Consider the following 23,286-nt stretch of genomic DNA (forward strand, 5'->3'; position numbering starts at 1 on the left):
TTTGCGGTACACTGCCGCCAGCTAAATTATTGAGAGCAAGTTTGATGTTACAGAACCCCGTCCATTTGCGCCTGGCGAAGCTGGAAAGCTGGCAGCACGTCACCTTTATGGCCTGTCTGTGTGAACGTATGTTCCCTAACTACTGGGCCTTCTGTCAGCAGACCGAATTCGCCGATCCGCAGCTTTATCGCCGTATTCTCGATTTAGTCTGGGAAAGCCTGACGGTCAAAGGCGCTAAAATCAATTTCGACAGCCAACTGGAGAAGCTGGAAGCGGTCATCCCCAATGGCGACGATTTCGATATCTATGGCGTGCATCCGGCGATTGATGCCTGCGTGGCATTGAGTGAAGTGCTGCATGCTCAGCTCAGTGGCGAAACCCTGGAACATGCGGTTGAAGTGAGCCGCACCTCAGTGACCACTGTCGCTATCCTCGAAATGACCCAGGCTGGACGCGAAATGAGCGATGAAGAGCTGCGCGAAAACCAGGCGATTATTGACGAATGGGATATGCAGTGGGAGATTTTCCGCCTGTTGGCAGAATGCGAAGAGCGCGACCTCGAGCTGATTAAAGGGTTACGTTCTGACCTGCGCGAAGCGGGAATCAGTAACATCGGTATAATTTTTCAGCAATAAGGCGAGAAAACGTGACTTCAGGCCCGAATTAGCGCGCCTGGAGGCTTCACATCAGCCCCCTGTCTGGTCTACATTTGGGGGGCTGAAAATTGTGGCTATCGGTGCGTGCAGGCTGAAGAGTGCCAGAATATGGCTTTTCCCTCGCACTCGTTGCTTAGCAAGCGATAAATACACTTTAAGGATAACTTATGAACAAGACTCAACTGATTGATGTGATCGCGGAAAAAGCAGACCTGTCAAAAACCCAGGCTAAAACTGCTCTGGAATCTACCCTGGCTGCGATCACTGAGTCTCTGAAAGATGGTGATGCTGTACAACTGGTTGGTTTTGGTACTTTTAAAGTGAACCACCGCGCTGAGCGTACCGGTCGCAACCCGCAGACTGGCAAAGAGATCAAAATCGCTGCGGCAAACGTACCGGCGTTCGTCTCTGGTAAAGCGCTGAAAGACGCTGTTAAGTAAGTTTCCGCGACGCGGTATAGCTTTAAAAGAGGGGCGACATCGCCCCTTTTTGTTTCCGGGGCCTGCCATGCTGAAACTTAATTATCAGCGCGTCTGCGCCCTGTTATGTGGTGCGCTGCTGACGGGCTGTAGCACGACTCCTGATCTTCCTGCCTTTACCGCCAGCGGCTATCTTGCCGATCGTGGCGTGGTACGTATCTGGCGCAAAAATAGCGACCATCAATCAATTCACATGCGTACGGTCTTCACGCCATTCAATGGTGATGCAATGGAGACAACGGACTACAGCTGGCTGGACAACAATCTTATCAGCGTGCAACGTCAGGTCGCGGGCGAGCAGCCGGATGACGTTACGTTGCGTTTTGATCAGCAGGGCAACCTCAATTTTATGCAGCGACAACTGGCTGGGCGTCGTGAGGAGGTAAGTAGCGACAGTGTCGAGCTGTATCGCTTCGATGCGCAGCGCATGCTGGCGCAGAGCAATGCCTTGCTGAATGGCCGTGTATTGCTAAGCCAGGGGCACTGGCTGGGCGATACTCAGGTACGCAACTGCGAAGGGAAGGTGGTGAATGCGCCGTTCGATAGCAGCATCCAGGCAACGCTGGCACAGCAGCAGCGTAATACATCCTCACCGTTGATGGTGGCCTGGCTGGAAGCGCCTGAAGGGGTGCAGCTATTGCATATCACGCCCACGGACGAATGTAGTTGGCAGCCGAAAGAGAGCGACTTCTGACCGGGAATGAAGAAGGGGCACTGTGCGTGCCCCTGCTGATTATTTGCGGTTGATGGCGCGATAGCCAATATCGTGGCGGCAGAAGCTGCCTTCCCAGGAGATCGACTTCGCCAGTTCGTAGGCACGCTGCTGTGCGGCAGCAACATCTGCGCCCAGCGCGGTGACGCAAAGTACGCGACCCCCGTTGGTGACCACCAGGTCATCCTTCAGCGTGGTACCGGCGTGGAATACTTTACCATCTGCAACTTCTTCCAGCGGCAGGCCGTGAATTTGGTCGCCGGTGTTGTAGTTGCCCGGATAACCACCGGCAGCCAGCACCACACCCAGTGACGGACGCGGATCCCATTGTGACGTCTGCTGATCCAACTTGCCGTCACAGGCCGCCAGACACAGCGCCACCAGATCGGACTGCAAACGCAGCATGATCGGCTGGGTTTCCGGATCGCCAAAGCGGCAGTTGAACTCGATCACTTTAGGCTGGCCGGCTTTATCGATCATCAGACCGGCATACAGGAAGCCGGTGTAGGTGTTACCTTCGGCTTTCATGCCGTTCACGGTTGGCCAAATGATCTGATCCATCACGCGCTGGTGGATCTCATCGGTCACCACCGGTGCCGGAGAGTAGGCACCCATGCCTCCGGTATTCGGGCCGGTATCGCCGTCACCGACACGTTTATGATCCTGGCTGGTGGCCATCGGCAGCACGTTGTCGCCATCAACCATCACGATAAAGCTGGCTTCTTCGCCATCGAGGAACTCTTCAATCACGATACGGTGGCCGGCATCGCCGAACGCGTTGCCTGCCAGCATATCCTGTACCGCGTCTTCCGCTTCTTGCAGCGTCATCGCCACGATCACGCCTTTACCGGCGGCCAGACCATCGGCTTTGATGACGATCGGTGCGCCTTTCTCACGCAGATACGCCAGCGCCGGTTCTACCTCGGTAAAGTTCTGGTATTCAGCGGTTGGGATCTGCTGACGTGCGAGGAAATCTTTGGTGAAGGCTTTGGAGCCTTCCAGCTGTGCGGCTGCCTGCGTCGGGCCAAAAATTTTCAGACCCGCGGCACGGAACGCATCAACGACACCAATCACCAGCGGCGCTTCCGGGCCGACGATGGTCAGGTCAATTTTCTCCTGCTGAGCAAAGGCCAGCAGCGCGGCAACGTCGGTGGCGCTGATAGCGACATTTTGCAATGCCGGCTCCAGTGCGGTGCCTGCGTTACCAGGTGCGACAAACACGGTTTCTGCCAGCGGTGACTGCGCAGCTTTCCACGCCAGAGCGTGCTCACGTCCACCATTGCCAATGACTAAAATTTTCATCTGTTACGCTCCCAACGATTAATGGCGGAAATGACGCATGTCGGTAAAGATCATCGCGATGCCGTGCTCATCGGCGGCGGCAATCACTTCATCATCGCGAATCGAACCACCTGGCTGAATCACACAGGTGACACCGACGGCAGCCGCAGCATCAATACCATCGCGGAACGGGAAGAAGGCGTCAGAGGCCATCGCAGAACCTTTTACTTCCAGACCTTCATCACCTGCTTTAATACCGGCGATTTTCGCGGAATAGACGCGGCTCATCTGGCCTGCGCCAATACCGATGGTCATGTTGTCACGCGCATAGACAATGGCGTTGGATTTAACGAATTTCGCCACTTTCCAGCAGAACAGCGCATCACGCAGTTCCTGTTCAGTTGGCTGGCGTTTGCTTACTACGCGCAGCTGGCTGGCATCGACCATACCCAGATCGCGGTCCTGTACCAGCAAACCACCGTTTACACGTTTGAAATCCAGACCGGCAACGCGATCCTGCCACTGACCACACACCAGAACGCGGACGTTCTGTTTGCTGGCGGTGACTTTCAGCGCGGCCTCAGAGGCGGAAGGGGCAATAATCACTTCCACGAACTGACGGCTGATGATGGCTTGTGCGGTGGCTTCGTCCAGCTCACGGTTGAAAGCGATGATGCCGCCAAATGCAGAGGTAGGATCGGTTTTGTATGCGCGCTCATAGGCGTCCAGAATCGAACTGCCCACTGCCACACCGCACGGGTTGGCGTGCTTCACAATCACGCAGGCGGCTTCGCTGAACTCTTTGACACATTCCAGAGCAGCATCAGTATCAGCGATATTGTTGTAGGACAGCGCTTTACCCTGCACCTGCTGGGCAGTGGCAACCGAGGCTTCCGCCACGTTCTCTTCTATATAGAAAGCGGCATCCTGATGGCTGTTCTCGCCGTAACGCATATCCTGCTTCTTAATGAAGTTCAGGTTCAGGGTACGCGGGAAACGACCAGCAGGTTCTTTGCTCTCGCCGTGATAGGCCGGTACCAGGCTACCAAAGTAGTTAGCAATCATGCTGTCGTAGGCGGCAGTGTGTTCGAAGGCTTTAATCGCCAGGTCGAAACGGGTTTCCAGCGTCAGAGAGTTTTCGTTGGCGTCCAGCTCGGCAATGATGGCGTGGTAATCGCTGCTCTTAACGACAATTGCCACGTCTTTATGGTTCTTCGCGGCGGAGCGCACCATGGTCGGGCCGCCGATATCGATGTTTTCAACCGCATCTTCCAGCGTACAGCCCGGCTTCGCCACGGTTTGGGCGAAGGGATAAAGGTTAACGACCACCATGTCGATAGGATTGATAGCGTGCTGCGCCATGATGGCATCATCCTGGCCGCGACGACCAAGAATGCCGCCATGCACTTTCGGGTGCAGCGTTTTGACACGTCCATCCATCATTTCCGGAAAACCGGTGTAGTCAGACACTTCAGTGACCGGCAGGCCCGCATCTGCCAGCAGGCGTGCAGTGCCACCTGTGGAGAGCAGCTCAACACCACGGCTGGAGAGTGCCTGAGCAAATTCGAGGATACCGGCTTTGTCTGAGACACTCAGCAGAGCGCGGCGTACTGGACGACGTTGTTGCATGGTGGTTTTATCCCTTGGCTTTGTTTCGCGTAAATAAGAGCGTTACATCAAGCTTAGCGTTTTTCTTCTATATAGAAGAAACGTTGGCCTCAGGTAACGCCCCAAAAGGGGCATCCTTCACGTCGCGGGGCATTGTAGCGAAAACGTTTGCGCGATGCTCGCCTAAATTCATTTCTGTCGTGAGGTGTGGATAACTTTGTGTGTAAGTGGGTATAAGGCGGGGTTTTGCTGTGGAATGCAGCGAACGGTTGTTTTTATTGAAATTAGCGGTTGCGCGCGCCGAACAACTCCCTATAATGCGCCTCCATCGACACGGCACAACGGTTTACGAAATGCGGTGTTGAGAGAGAAGTTCTGAAGGAGCTCTCGCCAGAGAAAATCGCTGAAAAAAGTGATTGACTCTGAAAGAGGAAAGCGTAATATACGCCACCTCGCGACAGACGGTTAACCCGCTGCTCGCACTGCTCTTTAACAATTTATCAGACAATCTGTGTGGGCACTCGCAGGATTGATATCAAAAGTCTACGGACTTAAAAAATATCAAGTCTCAAGAGTGAACACGTAATTCATTACGAAGTTTAATTCTTTGAGCATCAAACTTAAATTGAAGAGTTTGATCATGGCTCAGATTGAACGCTGGCGGCAGGCCTAACACATGCAAGTCGAACGGTAGCACAGAGGAGCTTGCTCCTTGGGTGACGAGTGGCGGACGGGTGAGTAATGTCTGGGGATCTGCCCGATGGAGGGGGATAACTACTGGAAACGGTAGCTAATACCGCATAACGTCGCAAGACCAAAGTGGGGGACCTTCGGGCCTCACACCATCGGATGAACCCAGATGGGATTAGCTAGTAGGTGGGGTAATGGCTCACCTAGGCGACGATCCCTAGCTGGTCTGAGAGGATGACCAGCCACACTGGAACTGAGACACGGTCCAGACTCCTACGGGAGGCAGCAGTGGGGAATATTGCACAATGGGCGCAAGCCTGATGCAGCCATGCCGCGTGTATGAAGAAGGCCTTCGGGTTGTAAAGTACTTTCAGCGGGGAGGAAGGGATGATGTTTAATACGCATCGTCATTGACGTTACCCGCAGAAGAAGCACCGGCTAACTCCGTGCCAGCAGCCGCGGTAATACGGAGGGTGCAAGCGTTAATCGGAATTACTGGGCGTAAAGCGCACGCAGGCGGTCTGTCAAGTCGGATGTGAAATCCCCGGGCTTAACCTGGGAACTGCATTCGAAACTGGCAGGCTAGAGTCTTGTAGAGGGGGGTAGAATTCCAGGTGTAGCGGTGAAATGCGTAGAGATCTGGAGGAATACCGGTGGCGAAGGCGGCCCCCTGGACAAAGACTGACGCTCAGGTGCGAAAGCGTGGGGAGCAAACAGGATTAGATACCCTGGTAGTCCACGCTGTAAACGATGTCGACTTGGAGGTTGTGCCCTTGAGGCGTGGCTTCCGGAGCTAACGCGTTAAGTCGACCGCCTGGGGAGTACGGCCGCAAGGTTAAAACTCAAATGAATTGACGGGGGCCCGCACAAGCGGTGGAGCATGTGGTTTAATTCGATGCAACGCGAAGAACCTTACCTGGCCTTGACATCCACGGAATTTGGCAGAGATGCCTTAGTGCCTTCGGGAACCGTGAGACAGGTGCTGCATGGCTGTCGTCAGCTCGTGTTGTGAAATGTTGGGTTAAGTCCCGCAACGAGCGCAACCCTTATCCTTTGTTGCCAGCGATTCGGTCGGGAACTCAAAGGAGACTGCCGGTGATAAACCGGAGGAAGGTGGGGATGACGTCAAGTCATCATGGCCCTTACGGCCAGGGCTACACACGTGCTACAATGGCGCATACAAAGAGAAGCGACCTCGCGAGAGCAAGCGGACCTCATAAAGTGCGTCGTAGTCCGGATTGGAGTCTGCAACTCGACTCCATGAAGTCGGAATCGCTAGTAATCGTAGATCAGAATGCTACGGTGAATACGTTCCCGGGCCTTGTACACACCGCCCGTCACACCATGGGAGTGGGTTGCAAAAGAAGTAGGTAGCTTAACCTTCGGGAGGGCGCTTACCACTTTGTGATTCATGACTGGGGTGAAGTCGTAACAAGGTAACCGTAGGGGAACCTGCGGTTGGATCACCTCCTTACCTGAAGATACCTTCCTTCGAAGTGCTCACACAGATTGTCTGATGAAAAAGTAACGAGCAGAAAAAACCTCTACAGGCTTGTAGCTCAGGTGGTTAGAGCGCACCCCTGATAAGGGTGAGGTCGGTGGTTCAAGTCCACTCAGGCCTACCAAATTTCTCCTCATGCTGCGTTATGCGCGCGGTCGTTTACTCACGTAAACTTCCCTTCCGCATGCCTTGCCTGAGAAGAAATTACATTCTTCCTGTAAGAATGTTAACTCGGTTGAGTGGTAGTAGTGGTCTCTGCAGTAACTGTATGGGGCTATAGCTCAGCTGGGAGAGCGCCTGCCTTGCACGCAGGAGGTCAGCGGTTCGATCCCGCTTAGCTCCACCATTACAGTACTTCAATACTTCAGAGCGTACCGGAAACGGTGTGCTGCGAAGTATTTGCTCTTTAACAATCCGGAACAAGCTGAAAATTTGAAACGACACGTTGTTTCATTTCTCCGTAATAAGAAATGAAAACGATGTGTTCGAGTCTCTCAAATGCTTGCAGTCTGCATGCGTTGCAAAACGTCTGTGGGTTGTGAGGTTAAGCGACTAAGCGTACACGGTGGATGCCCTGGCAGTCAGAGGCGATGAAGGACGTGCTAATCTGCGAAAAGCGTCGGTAAGGTGATATGAACCGCAACAGCCGACGATGTCCGAATGGGGAAACCCAGTGCACTTGTGCACTATCGTTAACTGAATACATAGGTTAACGAGGCGAACCGGGGGAACTGAAACATCTAAGTACCCCGAGGAAAAGAAATCAACCGAGATTCCCCCAGTAGCGGCGAGCGAACGGGGAACAGCCCAGGACCTGAATCAGTTTGTGTGTTAATGGAAGCGTCTGGAAAGTCGCGCGATACAGGGTGACAGCCCCGTACATGAAAATGCACAGATTGTGAGTCCGATGAGTAGGGCGGGACACGTGGTATCCTGTCTGAATATGGGGGGACCATCCTCCAAGGCTAAATACTCCTGACTGACCGATAGTGAACCAGTACCGTGAGGGAAAGGCGAAAAGAACCCCGGCGAGGGGAGTGAAACAGAACCTGAAACCGTGTACGTACAAGCAGTGGGAGCCTACTTGTTAGGTGACTGCGTACCTTTTGTATAATGGGTCAGCGACTTATATTCTGTAGCAAGGTTAACCGTATAGGGGAGCCGCAGGGAAACCGAGTCTTAATTGGGCGTTAAGTTGCAGGGTATAGACCCGAAACCCGGTGATCTAGCCATGGGCAGGTTGAAGGTTGGGTAACACTAACTGGAGGACCGAACCGACTAATGTTGAAAAATTAGCGGATGACTTGTGGCTGGGGGTGAAAGGCCAATCAAACCGGGAGATAGCTGGTTCTCCCCGAAAGCTATTTAGGTAGCGCCTCGTGAATTCATCTCCGGGGGTAGAGCACTGTTTCGGCTAGGGGGCCATCCCGGCTTACCAACCCGATGCAAACTGCGAATACCGGAGAATGTTATCACGGGAGACACACGGCGGGTGCTAACGTCCGTCGTGAAGAGGGAAACAACCCAGACCGCCAGCTAAGGTCCCAAAGTCATGGTTAAGTGGGAAACGATGTGGGAAGGCCCAGACAGCCAGGATGTTGGCTTAGAAGCAGCCATCATTTAAAGAAAGCGTAATAGCTCACTGGTCGAGTCGGCCTGCGCGGAAGATGTAACGGGGCTAAACCATGCACCGAAGCTGCGGCAGCGACACTATGTGTTGTTGGGTAGGGGAGCGTTCTGTAAGCCGCTGAAGGTGGACTGTGAGGTCTGCTGGAGGTATCAGAAGTGCGAATGCTGACATAAGTAACGATAAAGCGGGTGAAAAGCCCGCTCGCCGGAAGACCAAGGGTTCCTGTCCAACGTTAATCGGGGCAGGGTGAGTCGACCCCTAAGGCGAGGCTGAAAAGCGTAGTCGATGGGAAACAGGTTAATATTCCTGTACTTGGTGTTACTGCGAAGGGGGGACGGAGAAGGCTAGGTTATCCGGGCGACGGTTGTCCCGGTTTAAGCGTGTAGGCTTGCATTCCAGGCAAATCCGGAATGCTTCAAGGCTGAGGCGTGATGACGAGTCACTACGGTGATGAAGTAACTGATGCCCTGCTTCCAGGAAAAGCCTCTAAGCTCCAGGTAACACGAAATCGTACCCCAAACCGACACAGGTGGTCAGGTAGAGAATACCAAGGCGCTTGAGAGAACTCGGGTGAAGGAACTAGGCAAAATGGTGCCGTAACTTCGGGAGAAGGCACGCTGTCATCAGGTGAAGTCCCTCGCGGATGGAGCCGAAGGCAGTCGAAGATACCAGCTGGCTGCAACTGTTTATTAAAAACACAGCACTGTGCAAACACGAAAGTGGACGTATACGGTGTGACGCCTGCCCGGTGCCGGAAGGTTAATTGATGGGGTTATCCGTAAGGAGAAGCTCTTGATCGAAGCCCCGGTAAACGGCGGCCGTAACTATAACGGTCCTAAGGTAGCGAAATTCCTTGTCGGGTAAGTTCCGACCTGCACGAATGGCGTAATGATGGCCAGGCTGTCTCCACCCGAGACTCAGTGAAATTGAAATCGCTGTGAAGATGCAGTGTACCCGCGGCAAGACGGAAAGACCCCGTGAACCTTTACTATAGCTTGACACTGAACATTGAGCCTTGATGTGTAGGATAGGTGGGAGGCTTTGAAGCGTGGACGCCAGTCTGCGTGGAGCCAACCTTGAAATACCACCCTTTAATGTTTGATGTTCTAACGTAGGCCCGTAATCCGGGCTGCGGACAGTGTCTGGTGGGTAGTTTGACTGGGGCGGTCTCCTCCCAAAGTGTAACGGAGGAGCACGAAGGTTGGCTAATCCTGGTCGGACATCAGGAGGTTAGTGCAATGGCATAAGCCAGCTTGACTGCGAGAGTGACGGCTCGAGCAGGTGCGAAAGCAGGTCATAGTGATCCGGTGGTTCTGAATGGAAGGGCCATCGCTCAACGGATAAAAGGTACTCCGGGGATAACAGGCTGATACCGCCCAAGAGTTCATATCGACGGCGGTGTTTGGCACCTCGATGTCGGCTCATCACATCCTGGGGCTGAAGTAGGTCCCAAGGGTACGGCTGTTCGCCGTTTAAAGTGGTACGCGAGCTGGGTTTAGAACGTCGTGAGACAGTTCGGTCCCTATCTGCCGTGGGCGCTGGAGAATTGAGGGGGGTTGCTCCTAGTACGAGAGGACCGGAGTGAACGCACCACTGGTGTTCGGGTTGTCATGCCAATGGCATTGCCCGGTAGCTAAGTGCGGAAAAGATAAGTGCTGAAAGCATCTAAGCACGAAACTTGCCCCGAGATGAGTTCTCCCTGACTCCTTGAGAGTCCTGAAGGGACGTTGAAGACGACGACGTTGATAGGCCGGATGTGTAAGTGCAGCGATGCATTGAGCTAACCGGTACTAATGACCCGTGAGGCTTAACCTTACAACGCCAGAGGCGTTTTGAGTTGAGAGACGCAAGAATTTTCAGCTTTGTTCGAACGGATTGGTTCGTATGGCCTGCGAGGGCGGTACGGATAAACAGAATTTGCCTGGCGGCTGTAGCGCGGTGGTCCCACCTGACCCCATGCCGAACTCAGAAGTGAAACGCCGTAGCGCCGATGGTAGTGTGGGGTCTCCCCATGCGAGAGTAGGGAACTGCCAGGCATCAATCAAGTGAAGAAGCCCTGAACGAAAGTTCAGGGCTTTTTTACGTCTGCAAGCCAGTAATACCCCGTAGCGGCGCGATTTATCGCGCAGGTTTTACGTGAAGCTGCGCTGAAATGCGTGAGATAAATCGCGCCGCAACGGGTAATGATGCGATAAATCGCACCATTACCGCTTAACTGTTAGAACGTTAAGCTCGCTGTAATTCCCCCAACAAATGCATCTTTTACGCTGCTGTCTGCGCCTGGCGCGACAACGTATTGCAGATTAGGACGCAATGTAAGCCATGGGCTGGCGTTCCAGGAATAGTAGAGTTCATAGTCGTATTCAGAGCCTCTGATCACTGGCAGATAAGTAGCATCATTCACGCTTTGCGCACCGTTCTCTTCATTCTCCCGCTCGAGCATGCGACTGTATGCCGAATTCACATGCAAACGCGCCATACCTAAACCAATTTCATCCTGGGGACGCGTAGCAAAAAGCCCTTTCCAGCTCAGTGCCACCGTTTGGGTATAATCGAGTTTTGAGGTGCGCTTATCATGCATCACCTGGCTCAGCGTCAGAGACAAGCTGCGATGATTATCATGTTGCAGGGCAAATAATTGCTGCTGAACAATGGCATAAGCGCCGTAGCCATGCGCGGTATCGCCATATTGACCGTGTTGCCAGCTGTGATAAACCCCACCCTGAGCCGAAGAGTAGTAAGCACCCAGGCGATAATTTCCCTGTAGTGCATCAGCACCAAGCTTTGGCTGCCAGCCAATTTCTACCGGAACCAGATTGCCATCGGAGTGATTGACCGAGAAGTGAAAACCGCTGCCGCGATTATCGTTATCATCGTTCTGATTATAAAATCCCACCTTAACATAGACATCCGGCGTGATATTCAGCTGTAAACGCCCCATCCACTGAGATACCGGCCAGTTCATCCAGCGATCGCTACGAGATTTACCCGGAATACCCGGTCCGAGCGCCAGGTTCTGGAAATGTGACTCGATGGTGCCAAAATCCTCCCCTACCGTCGCACGACCCAGCTTAAGATTGACATGGTCGTTGAAAAAACCGCTACGCAACCAGAACTGTGTCAGTCGCCATGTCTGACCGCGGCCATAAACCTCCTGAACAGAAGAAAGCATCGGGGCTTTAGGGTTTGCCACCTGTTCCGACAGGTTCTGCCCATTACGATCCGTCACCGTGGCCTGGAAATCAGTGTCCTGCCACCCCAGCAATTTTTCCAGGTCGAGATGGGTACTGAACAGCCATTGATCGGTATAACGTGCGGTAGTGGCAGATTGATAGCCACCTGCCAGATTCGCGGCACTCTCCATCACATAATTGACATTAAAATCAATGCCTTGTTGTTGCAGGGCGGTACGCTGACCATCCCAGTCACCTAACATCCACGGTGAATCACTGGAGAAGGGGGCGGCAGCCGCAAACCCGTAGGGTGACGCCATGACCAGCATGACTGGTACGATCAGGTGTGCAATTTTGAGTTTATGCATAGTAAAAACCTTACAGATATAATTTCCGAGCCAAAAAGTTAAATAAAGGGATATTTCAAAGTTGGAATTAATAGTGTGGTCTGTTTTTATAACAGAAGTGACTTATACACCTGACGTGATTTAAATTTTATAAATATTTATTTTGAGGTTTTGATTGAGAACAATAAAATTTATAACATAATGAATTTCATGGTTTTTATATTTCAATTTCATGAGGTTTTAATTATTAATCTCACTTTTGTTGATGGTATTTATACAACCTAAAAAGTCTGGATTATAAACCAAATAAATATAGATAGAATGTTTTCCACCCGCTTTGATTATTTAAATTGACCCGCAGTTATTTAATTTCAGGCTGTCAGAGATTCTTTCTTCGCCAGATCCTTAAGACACATTAAGCTGAAACATTTTCATAAATCGCATGAAGACTCGACATTCACGATACTCCAGGCTAATGTCAGGCATCTGGATGTCTAAACGTTTATACGGTTGTAAGAGGTAAGCAGGCTATGCCAATCAGGATCCCCGACGAGTTACCGGCAGTGAATTTCTTGCGCAACGAGAATGTCTTTGTGATGACCTCGTCGCGCGCCAGTGTTCAGGAGATCCGTCCGTTGAAAGTGCTGGTCCTCAACCTGATGCCGAAAAAGATTGAGACCGAAAACCAGTTCCTGCGCCTGTTATCCAACTCGCCATTGCAGATTGATATTCAGCTATTGCGTATCGACAGCCGCGAGTCACGTAATACCCCCACCGAGCACCTGAATAATTTCTACTGCAATTTTGAGGATATTCAGGATGATAACTTCGATGGACTGATTGTTACCGGTGCGCCGCTGGGTCTGGTGGATTTCAATGATGTCGCCTACTGGCCGCAGATTCAGCGTGTGCTGCACTGGGCAAAGGAACACGTCACCTCGACGTTATTTGTCTGCTGGGCGGTACAGGCCGCGTTGAATATTCTCTACGGCATTCCTAAACAGACGCGCCAGCACAAGCTGTCTGGCGTGTATGAGCATCAAATCCTGCATCCGCATGCGTTGCTGACGCGTGGTTTTGATGACAACTTCCTCGCCCCGCATTCGCGCTATGCCGACTTTCCCAGCCAGCTGATCCGTGATTACACCGATCTGGAGCTGTTTGCCGAATCGGAAACCACCGGGGCCTACCTGATGGCGAGCAAAGATAAGCGCCTGGCGTTTGTTACCGGACACCCGGAGTACGATGCGCTGACGCTATCCGGTGAATACCATCGTGATTACGATGCCGGGCTGCATCCCGAGGTGCCATTTAACTATTTCCCTCACGACAACCCGGAGTTGCCGCCACGCGCCACCTGGCGCAGTCATGGCAACCTGTTGTTCTCGAACTGGCTGAACTATTACGTTTACCAGATCACGCCGTTTGATCTACGACATATGAATCCGACACTCGAGTAACCGTTCCAACTCATTTGACCTTGCCGTGGTTGCCTCGTGTAACCGCGGTTTTTTTTTGCCTGCGAGATGGCATGGAAGTCATTGCCTTTAATTCGAGACTTTAAATTACATTTAAATCATGTGGTTGAGTTACATTTAAATAAAAAATGGAAATAGTTTTTGAAAATAAAATAAAAATCATTATGCTCTGATCTTGCAGGTCAAAAAACACCCTACAGCCGGATCCCGCAACGCAATTAGGGATCAACACAGGAGGCAGCCCGCATGACAGACTCGGTTATCAGCAGTACGCTAACCTTCAGCCAGCCCTTTACCCACGCGGAAAAGCAGCTGCTCACCCCGGAAGCGATCGACTTCCTGCACTCCCTGGTGGCACGTTTCGCCCCGGAACGCGATCGCCTGTTGAAAGCTCGCGAGCAGCGGCAACAGCGTTATGATCAAGGCGCATTGCCAGGCTTTGATTCGGAAACGGCTTCCATTCGTGAAAATGCGTGGCAGGTGCGCCCCATTCCGGAGTTACTGCGCGATCGCCGCGTTGAGATCACCGGACCACCGGATCGCAAAATGGTGATCAACGCATTGAATGCAAACGTAAAAGTGTTTATGGCGGATTTTGAGGATTCGCTGGCACCCACCTGGCAAAAATTGGTTGATGGTCAGTTGGCGCTGCGTGATGCGGTAAAAGGTACGCTGAGCTTCACCAGTGAAGCAGGCAAGATCTACCAGTTACGATCCGATCCGGCGTTGCTGATGTGCCGTGTGCGCGGTCTGCATCTGGATGAGAAGCATGTGGAATGGCGTGATCGTGCCATCCCCGGTGGGTTGTTCGATTTCGCGTTGTATCTGTTTCACAACGTCGATGCGCTGCTGGAGAAAGGTCATGGGCCGTGGTTCTATCTGCCGAAAACTGAGCATGCCTCGGAAGTGGCGTGGTGGCGTGAAATCTTCCGTTTCAGCGAAGATCGGCTTGATCTGCCACGCGGTACCATTAAAGCCACGGTGTTGATCGAGACGTTACCGGCGGTGTTCCAGATGGATGAGATCCTGTGGGAGCTGCGCGATCATGTGGTCGGTCTGAACTGTGGTCGCTGGGATTATATCTTCAGCTACATCAAAACGCTGGGTCAGCATGGTGAACGCATCCTGCCAGATCGTCAGCAAATCAGCATGGATCAACCTTTCCTTGATGCCTACTCGCGTCTGCTGATCAAAACCTGCCATCGTCGCGGCGCACTGGCAATGGGTGGCATGTCGGCGCTGATCCCGAGCAAGGATGAAGAGCGTAATGCCTGGGTGATGCAGAAGGTGCGGGAGGATAAGGCTCGTGAAGCGGCAAACGGCCACGACGGCACCTGGGTGGCACATCCCGGTCTGGCGGATATTGCGATGGCCGAATTTAATCGCCAACTGGGCGATCGACCTAACCAGTTGCATGTCAGCCGCGAGCAGGACAATCCGATCACCGCCGAGCGCTTATTACTTCCCTGTCGCGGCAAACGTACCGAAGCCGGGATGCGCGCCAACATCCGGGTGGCGTTGCAATATCTGGAGTCGTGGATCAGTGGCAACGGCTGTGTCCCCATTGATGGTCTGATGGAAGACGCCGCGACTGCCGAAATTGCCCGTACCTCAATCTGGCAATGGATTCACCACAAGCAAATCCTTAGCGATGGTCAGCTGGTGACGGCTGCATTGTTTGAACAACTGCTGGATGAAGAGCTGCATGCGTTACAGCACAGCCTCGGCGAAGAGCGCTTCCGTCATGGACGTTTTGCTGATGCCGCTGCGCTGATGGCGCAAATCACCACCGATGATGAACTGGTTCCTTTCCTCACCCTGCCAGGTTACCGCCTGCTGCCATGACCCAGGAGACATTGCCATGACGACTCGTGCACAACAAATCAAACAACTGGAAACCACCTGGCGCGACGCGCGCTGGCAGGGCATTACACGTCCTTACAGCGCGCAGGATGTGGTGAATTTACGCGGTTCGGTGAATCCGGCTTGCACCCTCGCCGAACGCGGCGCGCAAAAGCTGTGGTCGCTGCTGAATGGCGAATCGCAAAAGGGTTACATCAATAGCCTGGGGGCACTGACCGGTGGTCAGGCGGTACAACAGGCGAAAGCGGGTATTGAGGCGATTTATCTCTCCGGCTGGCAGGTGGCGGCGGATGCCAACCTTGCCGGGCAAATGTACCCGGATCAGTCGCTGTATCCGGTGAACTCGGTACCGGCAGTAGTGGAACGTATCAATCAAAGCTTCCAGCGTGCCGATCAGATTCAGTGGGCCAGCGGAATGTCGCCGGACGTTGAAGGGTTTATTGATTACTACCTGCCGATCGTGGCGGATGCTGAAGCGGGCTTTGGCGGGGTGCTCAACGCGTTTGAGTTGATGAAGTCGATGATCCAGGCTGGTGCGGCGGCGGTGCATTTTGAAGATCAACTGGCGGCGGTAAAGAAATGCGGCCATATGGGCGGCAAAGTACTGGTACCAACGCAGGAGGCGATCCAAAAACTGGTGGCGGCACGACTGGCGGCCGATGTGATGGATGTCCCGACGGTGCTGATCGCCCGCACCGACGCGGATGCTGCTGACCTGATCACCTCGGACTGCGATGAATATGATCGCGCCTTTATTACTGGCGAACGCACCTCGGAAGGGTTCTTCCGCACTCGCGCCGGGATTGAGCAGGCAATCAGTCGCGGTCTGGCCTACGCCCCTTATGCGGATGTGTTGTGGTGCGAAACCTCGACGCCGGATCTGGCGCTGGCGCAGCGTTTTGCCGACGCGATCCATGCGCAATACCCCGGCAAGCTGCTGGCCTACAACTGCTCGCCGTCGTTTAACTGGAAGAAAAACCTCGATGATCGCACCATCGCCCGCTTCCAGCAGGCGTTGAGCGAGATGGGTTACCGCTTCCAGTTCATCACCCTGGCAGGTATTCACAGCATGTGGTTCAACATGTTCGACCTGGCGCACGCCTATGCGCAGGGCGAGGGGATGCGTCACTACGTGGAGAAAGTACAGCAGCCAGAATTCGCGGCGCGTGAGAAGGGCTACACCTTCTCGTCCCATCAGCAGGAAGTGGGTACCGGCTATTTCGACCGTATCACCACGGTGATTCAGGGTGGCCAGTCGTCGGTGACGGCGCTGACCGGTTCCACGGAAGCTGCGCAGTTCTGAGTTGTGATCCCTGGCCCACGGAGGGGCCATATTGCCGGGAGACGTGCCGATGCCGCCGAGAGAATCTCTGATCGCCCATACCATCCTGCAAGGTTTTGACGCGCAGTATGGCCGCTTTCTCGATATTACCGCCGGTGCTCAACAGCGCTTTGAACAGGCCGACTGGCATGCGGTACAGCAGGCGATGAAGGCGCGAATTCACCTTTACGATCACCATGTCGGTCTGGTGGCAAACCAGCTACGGATCATCAACGGTGCGACAGACTGGGATGAGGCCTTCTGGCTGCGGGTGAAAAGCCACTACGAAACGCTGTTGCCGGGTTATCCGCGCCATGAGATTGCCGAAAGCTTCTTTAACTCGGTGTATTGCCGCTTACAGGGCCATAGCCATCTGTCGCCTGAGCGGCTGTTTATCTTTCCGTCGCAGCCGTATGCCTCCGCCCCGGAATCACCGCGCCCGCTGTCGCGTCTGTACCGGCCCCAGCAGGGGTGGCAGGAGACATTACGGCAGATCCTCAACGATATCCCGCTGCGTCTGCCGTGGCAGGATCAGGCGCGTGATATCAGTTGGGTGGTGCGCCATCTGCACGAACAATTCAGCGCAACGCAGTTAGCGACGGCGACGTTGGATGTGGCCTGCGAGCTGTTTTACCGCAATAAAACCGCATGGATAGTGGCGCGCCTGCGACTGGCTGATGCCACTTTCCCGTGCCTGTTACCGATCCAGCGTGATGAAGCCGGGCGGTTGTGGATTGATACCTGTCTGACTGACAGCAACGACGCCAGCATCGTGTTCGGCTTCGCCCGCGCCTACTTTATGGTTTATGCCCCGGTGCCTGCTGCGCTGGTGGCCTGGCTGGCCCCCATTCTGCCCGGTAAAACCACCGCCGAACGTTATATGGCGATTGGCTGCCAGAAGCATGGCAAAACCGAATGCTATCGCGAATATCTGCACTACCTGGCGCACAGCGAGGAAGAGTTCACCATTGCTCCAGGCGTTCGCGGCATGGTGATGTTGGTGTTCACGCTGCCAGGATTTGATCGGGTTTTTAAGGTGATCAAAGACCGTTTTGCCCCGCAGAAGGAGGTGACGGAAGCGCAGGTGCGCGACTGCTACCAACGGGTGAAAGAGCATGATCGTGTCGGTCGCATGGCGGATACCCAGGAGTTTGAACACTTCGCGCTGCCGCGTGCACGTATCCCGGCGGCGCTGATGGCTGAGTTTGAACGTGAAATCCCGGAAAAAATCTGCATTGAAGATGACGTGGTGATTATTCGCCATCTGTGGCTGGAGCGCCGTATGCAGCCGCTCAACTTGTGGCTGGCACAGGCCGATGCTGCGCAGCGCCGCCATGCCATTGAAGAGTATGGCGATGCCATACGCCAGTTGGCGGCAGCGAACATTTTTCCGGGGGACATGTTATTTAAAAATTTCGGCATGACGCGCCACGGTCGGGTGGTGTTTTACGATTACGACGAAATCCGCCCGATGACCGAGCTACAGTTCCGTGACGTACCGCCCGCGCGTTACGAAGAGGATGAACTCCAGGCCGAGCCGTGGTACAGCGTCGGGCCAGATGATGTGTTCCCGGAAACGTTCCGCTATGCGTTGTGTAGCGAACCGGCCACCGGGAAGTTGCTGCTGGCGCTGCATCCTGAGTTATTCGATGCGGGCTGGTGGCGCGCCCAACAGGCGCGTATTCGTCAGGGGCATATTGAGGAAGTGATCGCGTGGCGGGCGGCACAGCGCTTTAGCGTGCGCTATGCTCTGCTCCCTGCTTAACGTCCGGCGTAAGCCTGAGTCACCTGTTTCGCGGCGCGGATCACCAGCGCACCTAATTCGGTGATGCGGTCATCAGTCATACGCGCAATCGGGCCGGAAATGGAGATCGCCGCAAAGGGTTCACCATGTTCGTCATAAATCGGTGCCGCCACACAACGCAGACCCAGCGCGTGTTCTTCATCATCGTGAGAAAAACCCATCTTGCGAATCAGCGCCAGATTCTCTTTCAGGCTATGCGGCGACATCAGGGTTTTCGGTGTGTAGTAATGCAGCCCTTTTTGATGCAGCAATGCCGTCACCTGATCGTCGCTCAGATGCGCGAGGAAGGCTTTGCCAGCGCCGGAAGCGTGCATCGGCAGCTTACCGCCAATCGGTGCAGACATACGCATCAGTTGAGTGCACTGCACCTGGTCGATAATCACCGCCTGATAATCACTGAGATCCAGCACCGCCAGATTGACGGTTTCTCCGGCATCTTCCATTAACTTGCGCAGAATCGGATGCACAATCGCCAGCAGATTGCGACTTTGCAGGAAGCTGCTGCCGACAACAAACGCATGCGAACCAATCGCCCAGAAACCGAGATCACCCACCTGATGGACGAAGCCCTGTTGCTGCATGGTGGTGAGCAGGCGATGGGTGGTGGAGTTGGGTAAACCGGCCTGTTGCGCCAGTTCAGTCAACGGCACGCTGCCGTGTGATTCTGCAATCAGTTCCAGCAAACGCAGGCCGCGCGTCAGGGATTGGACCTGGCCGCCAGCCGGGGCCGAGCTGGCCGCAGCGGTACGGGGTTTTTTGCCGCGTTTGGCGGGTGCAGGGGTAACCATGACGTCTCCAGAATTGCTCCAAATATGGAAACCATTTTCGTTTTTCGTCTGGTGAATGCAAACGCTGGCTTACTGGTCGGATCTGTAAAGTCACACTCTGAAAATGTCTCAACTGGCATAACTTTTACCCACCGTAAAGTTATGCCAGTATGTCTGGCTGGCATTTCAGCCAACGTAATGACGTGGACGGGGCAAGAGTGAGCAACAGAATAGAAGCGCTGCATCAGCAGCTCGCGCGACGCATCATGATTCTGGACGGTGGCATGGGCACCATGATCCAGAGTTATAAACTGGACGAGCAGGATTTTCGTGGCAGCCGTTTTGCCGACTGGCCATGCGATCTGAAGGGCAACAACGATTTGCTGGTGCTGTCCAAACCTGAGGTGATCCGCGAGATCCATGACGCCTACCTCGCGGCAGGTGCTGATATTCTGGAAACCAATACCTTCAACGCCACCACCATTGCGATGGCGGATTACGAGATGGAGGCGTTGTCGGCGGAGATTAATTTCGAGGCCGCGAAACTGGCGCGTGCCTGTGCCGACGAATGGAGTGCGAAAACCCCTGAGCGCCCACGCTACGTGGCCGGGGTACTTGGCCCGACCAACCGCACCTGTTCCATCTCACCGGACGTGAACGATCCCGCTTTCCGTAATATCACCTTTAATCAGCTGGTGGACGCCTACCGTGAATCCACCCACGCGCTGATCAAAGGCGGTTCTGACCTGATCATGATCGAAACGGTGTTCGATACTCTGAACGCCAAAGCCGCGATTTACGCAGTGCAGGCCGAGATGGAGGCGATGGGGGTCAAGCTGCCGCTGATGATCTCCGGCACCATCACCGATGCCTCTGGCCGTACCCTGTCCGGTCAGACGACGGAGGCCTTTTATAACTCGCTGCGCCATGCTGAGCCGCTCTCCTTCGGTCTTAACTGCGCATTGGGACCCGATGAACTCCGTCAGTATGTCGCTGAATTGTCGCGCATTGCCGAAGGTTACGTCACCGCACACCCTAACGCCGGTCTGCCCAACGCCTTTGGCGAATACGATCTCGATGCCGCCACTATGGCACAGCAGATTGGTGAATGGGCGCGTTCCGGCTTTCTGAATATTATCGGTGGCTGCTGCGGCACCACGCCGGAACATATTGCGGCGATGGCCGCGGTAGTGGACGGCGTTGCCCCACGTCAACTGCCGGAGATCCCGGTGTCATGTCGCTTGTCCGGGCTGGAACCGCTGAATATCAGCGCTGACTCGCTGTTCGTTAACGTGGGCGAGCGTACCAACGTAACCGGTTCGGCGAAATTTAAGCGTCTGATTAAAGAAGAGAAATACAACGAAGCGCTGGATGTGGCGCGTCAGCAGGTGGAAAGCGGCGCGCAAATCATCGATATCAACATGGACGAAGGTATGCTGGATGCGGAAGCGGCGATGGTGCGCTTCCTCAACCTGATTGCCGGTGAACCGGATATCGCGCGCGTGCCGATCATGATCGACTCCTCTAAATGGGAGGTGATTGAGAAAGGGCTGCAATGCATCCAGGGCAAAGGCATCGTCAACTCGATCTCGATGAAAGAGGGGATTGAGCCGTTTATCGATCACGCACGTAAGGTGCGTCGTTACGGTGCGGCGATGGTGGTGATGGCGTTTGACGAAGTCGGTCAGGCGGATACCCGCGCACGCAAAATTGAGATCTGCCGCCGTGCTTACCAGATCCTCACCGAAGAAGTCGGTTTCCCGCCGGAAGATATCATCTTCGACCCGAACATTTTTGCCGTCGCGACCGGTATTGAAGAACACAACAATTACGCGATGGACTTTATCGGTGCTTGTGAAGACATCAAGCGCGAGCTGCCGCATGCGATGATCTCCGGTGGTGTCTCCAACGTATCGTTCTCGTTCCGGGGTAACGAACCGGTGCGTGAAGCGATCCACGCGGTGTTCCTTTACTACGCAATTCGTAACGGAATGGACATGGGTATCGTCAACGCCGGGCAGCTGGCGATTTATGACGACTTACCCGCTGAACTGCGCGATGCGGTGGAGGATGTGATCCTCAACCGCCGTGACGACGGCACCGAACGTTTGCTGGAGCTGGCGGAGAAGTACCGTGGTGCCAAAGGCGACGGCGAGCAGGAAAAACAGCAGGCGGAATGGCGCAGCTGGGATGTGGTCAAACGTCTCGAATATTCGCTGGTTAAAGGCATCACCGAGTTTATCGAGCAGGACACCGAAGAAGCGCGCCAGGCATCTGCGCGGCCGATTGAGGTGATTGAAGGGCCGCTGATGTCCGGCATGAACGTGGTGGGCGATCTGTTTGGCGAAGGGAAGATGTTCTTGCCGCAGGTGGTGAAATCCGCGCGCGTGATGAAGCAGGCGGTGGCTTACCTCGAGCCTTTTATCCAGGCGAGTAAAGAAGCGGGCAGCAGCAACGGCAAAATTGTGCTGGCGACGGTGAAGGGCGATGTGCATGACATCGGCAAAAACATCGTTGGCGTGGTGCTGCAATGTAATAACTACGAAATCATCGATCTTGGCGTGATGGTGCCGAGTGACAAAATTCTGAAAACCGCGATTGAGCAGAAGGCCGACATTATCGGCCTCTCTGGGCTGATCACGCCATCGTTGGATGAGATGGTCAACGTGGCGAAAGAGATGGAGCGTCAGGGCTTCACCCTGCCGCTGCTGATTGGCGGCGCAACCACCTCCAAAGCGCATACCGCAGTCAAAATCGAGCAGAACTACAGCGGCCCGACGGTGTACGTACAGAACGCCTCGCGCACCGTTGGCGTGGTTTCTTCGCTGCTGTCACCGACGCTGAAAGATGATTTTGTGGCACGTACGCGCAAAGAGTACGACACCGTGCGTATTCAGCATGCGCGCAAAAAGCCGCGTACTCCGCCGGTCAGCCTGCAAATCGCGCGTGACAATGATTTCTCATTTGACTGGGAAAGCTATACGCCGCCGGTGGCACATCGTCTCGGCGCCAGTCCGGTAGAGGCCAGCATTGAAACGCTGCGTAACTACATCGACTGGACACCGTTCTTTATGACCTGGTCACTGGCCGGGAAATACCCACGCATTCTGCAAGATGAAGTCGTGGGTGAAGAGGCACAGCGTCTGTTCCATGATGCTAACGCGATGCTCGATATGCTGAGCCAGAAAGGTACGCTTCAGCCACGCGGTGTGGTGGGGATTTTCCCGGCTAACCGCGTGGGCGATGACATCGAGATTTACACCGATGAAAACCGCAACCAGGTTTTGTGTGTGAGTCATCACTTACGTCAACAGACCGAAAAAACCGACTTTGCTAACTATTGTCTGGCTGACTTCGTGGCACCGAAATCGAGCGGCAAGGCGGATTACCTTGGTGCTTTCGCGGTCACCGGTGGCCTCGAAGAAGATGCACTGGCCGAAGCCTATGACCAGCAGCATGACGACTACAACAAAATCATGATCAAGGCGGTGGCGGATCGTCTGGCTGAAGCGTTCGCGGAATATTTACATGAGCGAGTGCGTAAGGTGATCTGGGGCTTTGCTGCTCATGAAAACCTCAGCAATGACGAACTGATTCGTGAGAATTATCAGGGTATCCGTCCGGCTCCGGGTTATCCCGCATGCCCGGAGCACACCGAAAAAGCGCAGATCTGGCAACTGCTGGATGTGGAAACCCATACCGGCATGAAGCTGACCGAGTCCTTTGCTATGTGGCCGGGGGCGTCAGTGTCCGGCTGGTATTTCAGCCATCCTGACAGCCGCTATTTCGCCGTGGCGCAGATTCAGCGCGACCAGGTGGAAGATTACGCGGTGCGTAAAGGGATGAGCATCAGTGAGGTGGAGCGCTGGTTAGCGCCGAACCTCGGCTACGACGCAGACTAGTCTTTGCTGCGCGATAAATCGCGCCGCTACAGGTTCGCACGGACTCGTCACGGCGCTACAGGTTCGCACGGGCC

The 23,286-nt window shown here is 54.3% G+C and carries 12 protein-coding genes, 2 tRNA genes and 3 rRNA genes; 13 read left to right on the forward strand and 4 right to left on the reverse strand.

The window, feature by feature from the left end; translation table 11 throughout:
* The first annotated feature begins 44 nt into the window (after positions 1-44).
* The 3 genes from AC6I8R_RS01295 (at position 45) to AC6I8R_RS01305 (ending at position 1,829) form a co-directional block, all read left to right on the forward strand.
* Positions 45-635 (forward strand): YjaG family protein, encoded by a 591-nt coding sequence (locus AC6I8R_RS01295; RefSeq protein ID WP_021186414.1) that lies wholly within the window; start codon positions 45-47, stop codon positions 633-635.
* 188 nt (positions 636-823) lie between these two features.
* Positions 824-1,096: a nucleoid-associated protein HU-alpha gene (hupA, locus tag AC6I8R_RS01300; protein ID WP_013507416.1), complete on the forward strand. Its 273-nt coding sequence runs from the start codon at positions 824-826 to the stop codon at positions 1,094-1,096.
* Between the two features lie 67 nt (positions 1,097-1,163).
* A complete protein-coding gene (locus AC6I8R_RS01305; RefSeq protein WP_497831822.1) occupies positions 1,164-1,829 on the forward strand; it encodes a DUF1481 domain-containing protein in 666 nt (221 codons plus the stop codon).
* Positions 1,830-1,868: 39 nt separating this feature from the next.
* Here the strand turns inward: AC6I8R_RS01305 and purD are convergent, their stop codons facing one another.
* Both purD and purH read right to left on the reverse strand, forming a co-directional pair.
* The gene (gene purD, locus AC6I8R_RS01310; protein WP_021186412.1) at positions 1,869-3,149 is read right to left on the reverse strand and encodes a phosphoribosylamine--glycine ligase; all 1,281 of its coding nucleotides are present in this window, start codon (positions 3,147-3,149) and stop codon (positions 1,869-1,871) included.
* A gap of 18 nt (positions 3,150-3,167) precedes the next feature.
* Entirely contained in the window at positions 3,168-4,757 is a 1,590-nt protein-coding gene (gene purH, locus AC6I8R_RS01315) for a bifunctional phosphoribosylaminoimidazolecarboxamide formyltransferase/IMP cyclohydrolase (protein WP_021186411.1), read from the reverse strand.
* A gap of 601 nt (positions 4,758-5,358) precedes the next feature.
* On the opposite strand from purH, the gene AC6I8R_RS01320 reads away from it, so the two are divergent.
* The 5 genes from AC6I8R_RS01320 (at position 5,359) to rrf (ending at position 10,593) form a co-directional block, all read left to right on the forward strand.
* Positions 5,359-6,900: ribosomal RNA gene (locus tag AC6I8R_RS01320) — 16S ribosomal RNA — on the forward strand.
* Between the two features lie 74 nt (positions 6,901-6,974).
* Positions 6,975-7,051 (forward strand) — tRNA-Ile (locus tag AC6I8R_RS01325).
* A gap of 146 nt (positions 7,052-7,197) precedes the next feature.
* Positions 7,198-7,273, forward strand: a tRNA-Ala gene (locus tag AC6I8R_RS01330).
* Positions 7,274-7,469: 196 nt separating this feature from the next.
* A 23S ribosomal RNA gene (locus AC6I8R_RS01335) occupies positions 7,470-10,372 on the forward strand.
* A 105-nt stretch (positions 10,373-10,477) separates the two neighbouring features.
* Positions 10,478-10,593, forward strand: a 5S ribosomal RNA gene (gene rrf, locus AC6I8R_RS01340).
* Together the 16S, 23S and 5S rRNA genes with 2 tRNA genes alongside form the textbook arrangement of a ribosomal RNA operon.
* Positions 10,594-10,775: 182 nt before the next feature.
* On the opposite strand, the gene AC6I8R_RS01345 is transcribed toward rrf, so the two are convergent.
* On the reverse strand, positions 10,776-12,098 hold the full coding sequence (locus tag AC6I8R_RS01345; RefSeq protein ID WP_497831823.1) for a carbohydrate porin: 1,323 nt from the start codon (positions 12,096-12,098) through the stop codon (positions 10,776-10,778).
* 509 nt (positions 12,099-12,607) lie between these two features.
* Between AC6I8R_RS01345 and metA the strand changes: the two genes are divergently transcribed.
* The 4 genes from metA to aceK all read left to right on the forward strand — a co-directional run bounded on the left by metA (position 12,608) and on the right by aceK (position 18,504).
* Positions 12,608-13,537 carry a homoserine O-acetyltransferase MetA gene (gene metA, locus AC6I8R_RS01350; RefSeq protein ID WP_021186252.1) on the forward strand — a complete coding sequence of 310 codons (930 nt, stop codon included), beginning with the start codon at positions 12,608-12,610 and terminating at the stop codon, positions 13,535-13,537.
* Positions 13,538-13,801: 264 nt separating this feature from the next.
* Complete coding sequence (aceB, locus tag AC6I8R_RS01355) at positions 13,802-15,400, forward strand: malate synthase A (protein WP_021186253.1); 1,599 nt, start codon at positions 13,802-13,804, stop codon at positions 15,398-15,400.
* 16 nt (positions 15,401-15,416) lie between these two features.
* Positions 15,417-16,721, forward strand: coding sequence for an isocitrate lyase (aceA, locus tag AC6I8R_RS01360; RefSeq protein ID WP_021186254.1), 1,305 nt, complete (start codon positions 15,417-15,419; stop codon positions 16,719-16,721).
* Between the two features lie 49 nt (positions 16,722-16,770).
* Positions 16,771-18,504 carry a bifunctional isocitrate dehydrogenase kinase/phosphatase gene (aceK, locus tag AC6I8R_RS01365; protein WP_415173324.1) on the forward strand — a complete coding sequence of 578 codons (1,734 nt, stop codon included), beginning with the start codon at positions 16,771-16,773 and terminating at the stop codon, positions 18,502-18,504.
* Here the strand turns inward: aceK and iclR are convergent.
* Positions 18,501-19,331 (reverse strand): glyoxylate bypass operon transcriptional repressor IclR, encoded by an 831-nt coding sequence (iclR, locus tag AC6I8R_RS01370; RefSeq protein WP_021186256.1) that lies wholly within the window; start codon positions 19,329-19,331, stop codon positions 18,501-18,503. The two genes, aceK and iclR, sit on opposite strands and share 4 nt — an antisense overlap.
* A 149-nt stretch (positions 19,332-19,480) precedes the next feature.
* On the opposite strand from iclR, the gene metH reads away from it, so the two are divergent.
* Positions 19,481-23,212, forward strand: coding sequence for a methionine synthase (gene metH, locus AC6I8R_RS01375; protein ID WP_497831824.1), 3,732 nt, complete (start codon positions 19,481-19,483; stop codon positions 23,210-23,212).
* Positions 23,213-23,286 lie beyond the last annotated feature (74 nt).

The sequence above is a fragment of the Pantoea sp. X-Soil-OKNW-713 genome (genome assembly GCF_059730685.1).

Coding starts and splice junctions, on each gene's coding strand:
- AC6I8R_RS01295 (WP_021186414.1), top strand. CDS start 45: ATGTTACAGAACCCCGTCCATTTGCGCCTGGCGAAGCTGGAAAGCTGG.
- hupA (WP_013507416.1), top strand. CDS start 824: ATGAACAAGACTCAACTGATTGATGTGATCGCGGAAAAAGCAGACCTG.
- AC6I8R_RS01305 (WP_497831822.1), top strand. CDS start 1,164: ATGCTGAAACTTAATTATCAGCGCGTCTGCGCCCTGTTATGTGGTGCG.
- purD (WP_021186412.1), bottom strand. CDS start 3,149: ATGAAAATTTTAGTCATTGGCAATGGTGGACGTGAGCACGCTCTGGCG.
- purH (WP_021186411.1), bottom strand. CDS start 4,757: ATGCAACAACGTCGTCCAGTACGCCGCGCTCTGCTGAGTGTCTCAGAC.
- AC6I8R_RS01345 (WP_497831823.1), bottom strand. CDS start 12,098: ATGCATAAACTCAAAATTGCACACCTGATCGTACCAGTCATGCTGGTC.
- metA (WP_021186252.1), top strand. CDS start 12,608: ATGCCAATCAGGATCCCCGACGAGTTACCGGCAGTGAATTTCTTGCGC.
- aceB (WP_021186253.1), top strand. CDS start 13,802: ATGACAGACTCGGTTATCAGCAGTACGCTAACCTTCAGCCAGCCCTTT.
- aceA (WP_021186254.1), top strand. CDS start 15,417: ATGACGACTCGTGCACAACAAATCAAACAACTGGAAACCACCTGGCGC.
- aceK (WP_415173324.1), top strand. CDS start 16,771: ATGCCGCCGAGAGAATCTCTGATCGCCCATACCATCCTGCAAGGTTTT.
- iclR (WP_021186256.1), bottom strand. CDS start 19,331: ATGGTTACCCCTGCACCCGCCAAACGCGGCAAAAAACCCCGTACCGCT.
- metH (WP_497831824.1), top strand. CDS start 19,481: ATGTCTGGCTGGCATTTCAGCCAACGTAATGACGTGGACGGGGCAAGA.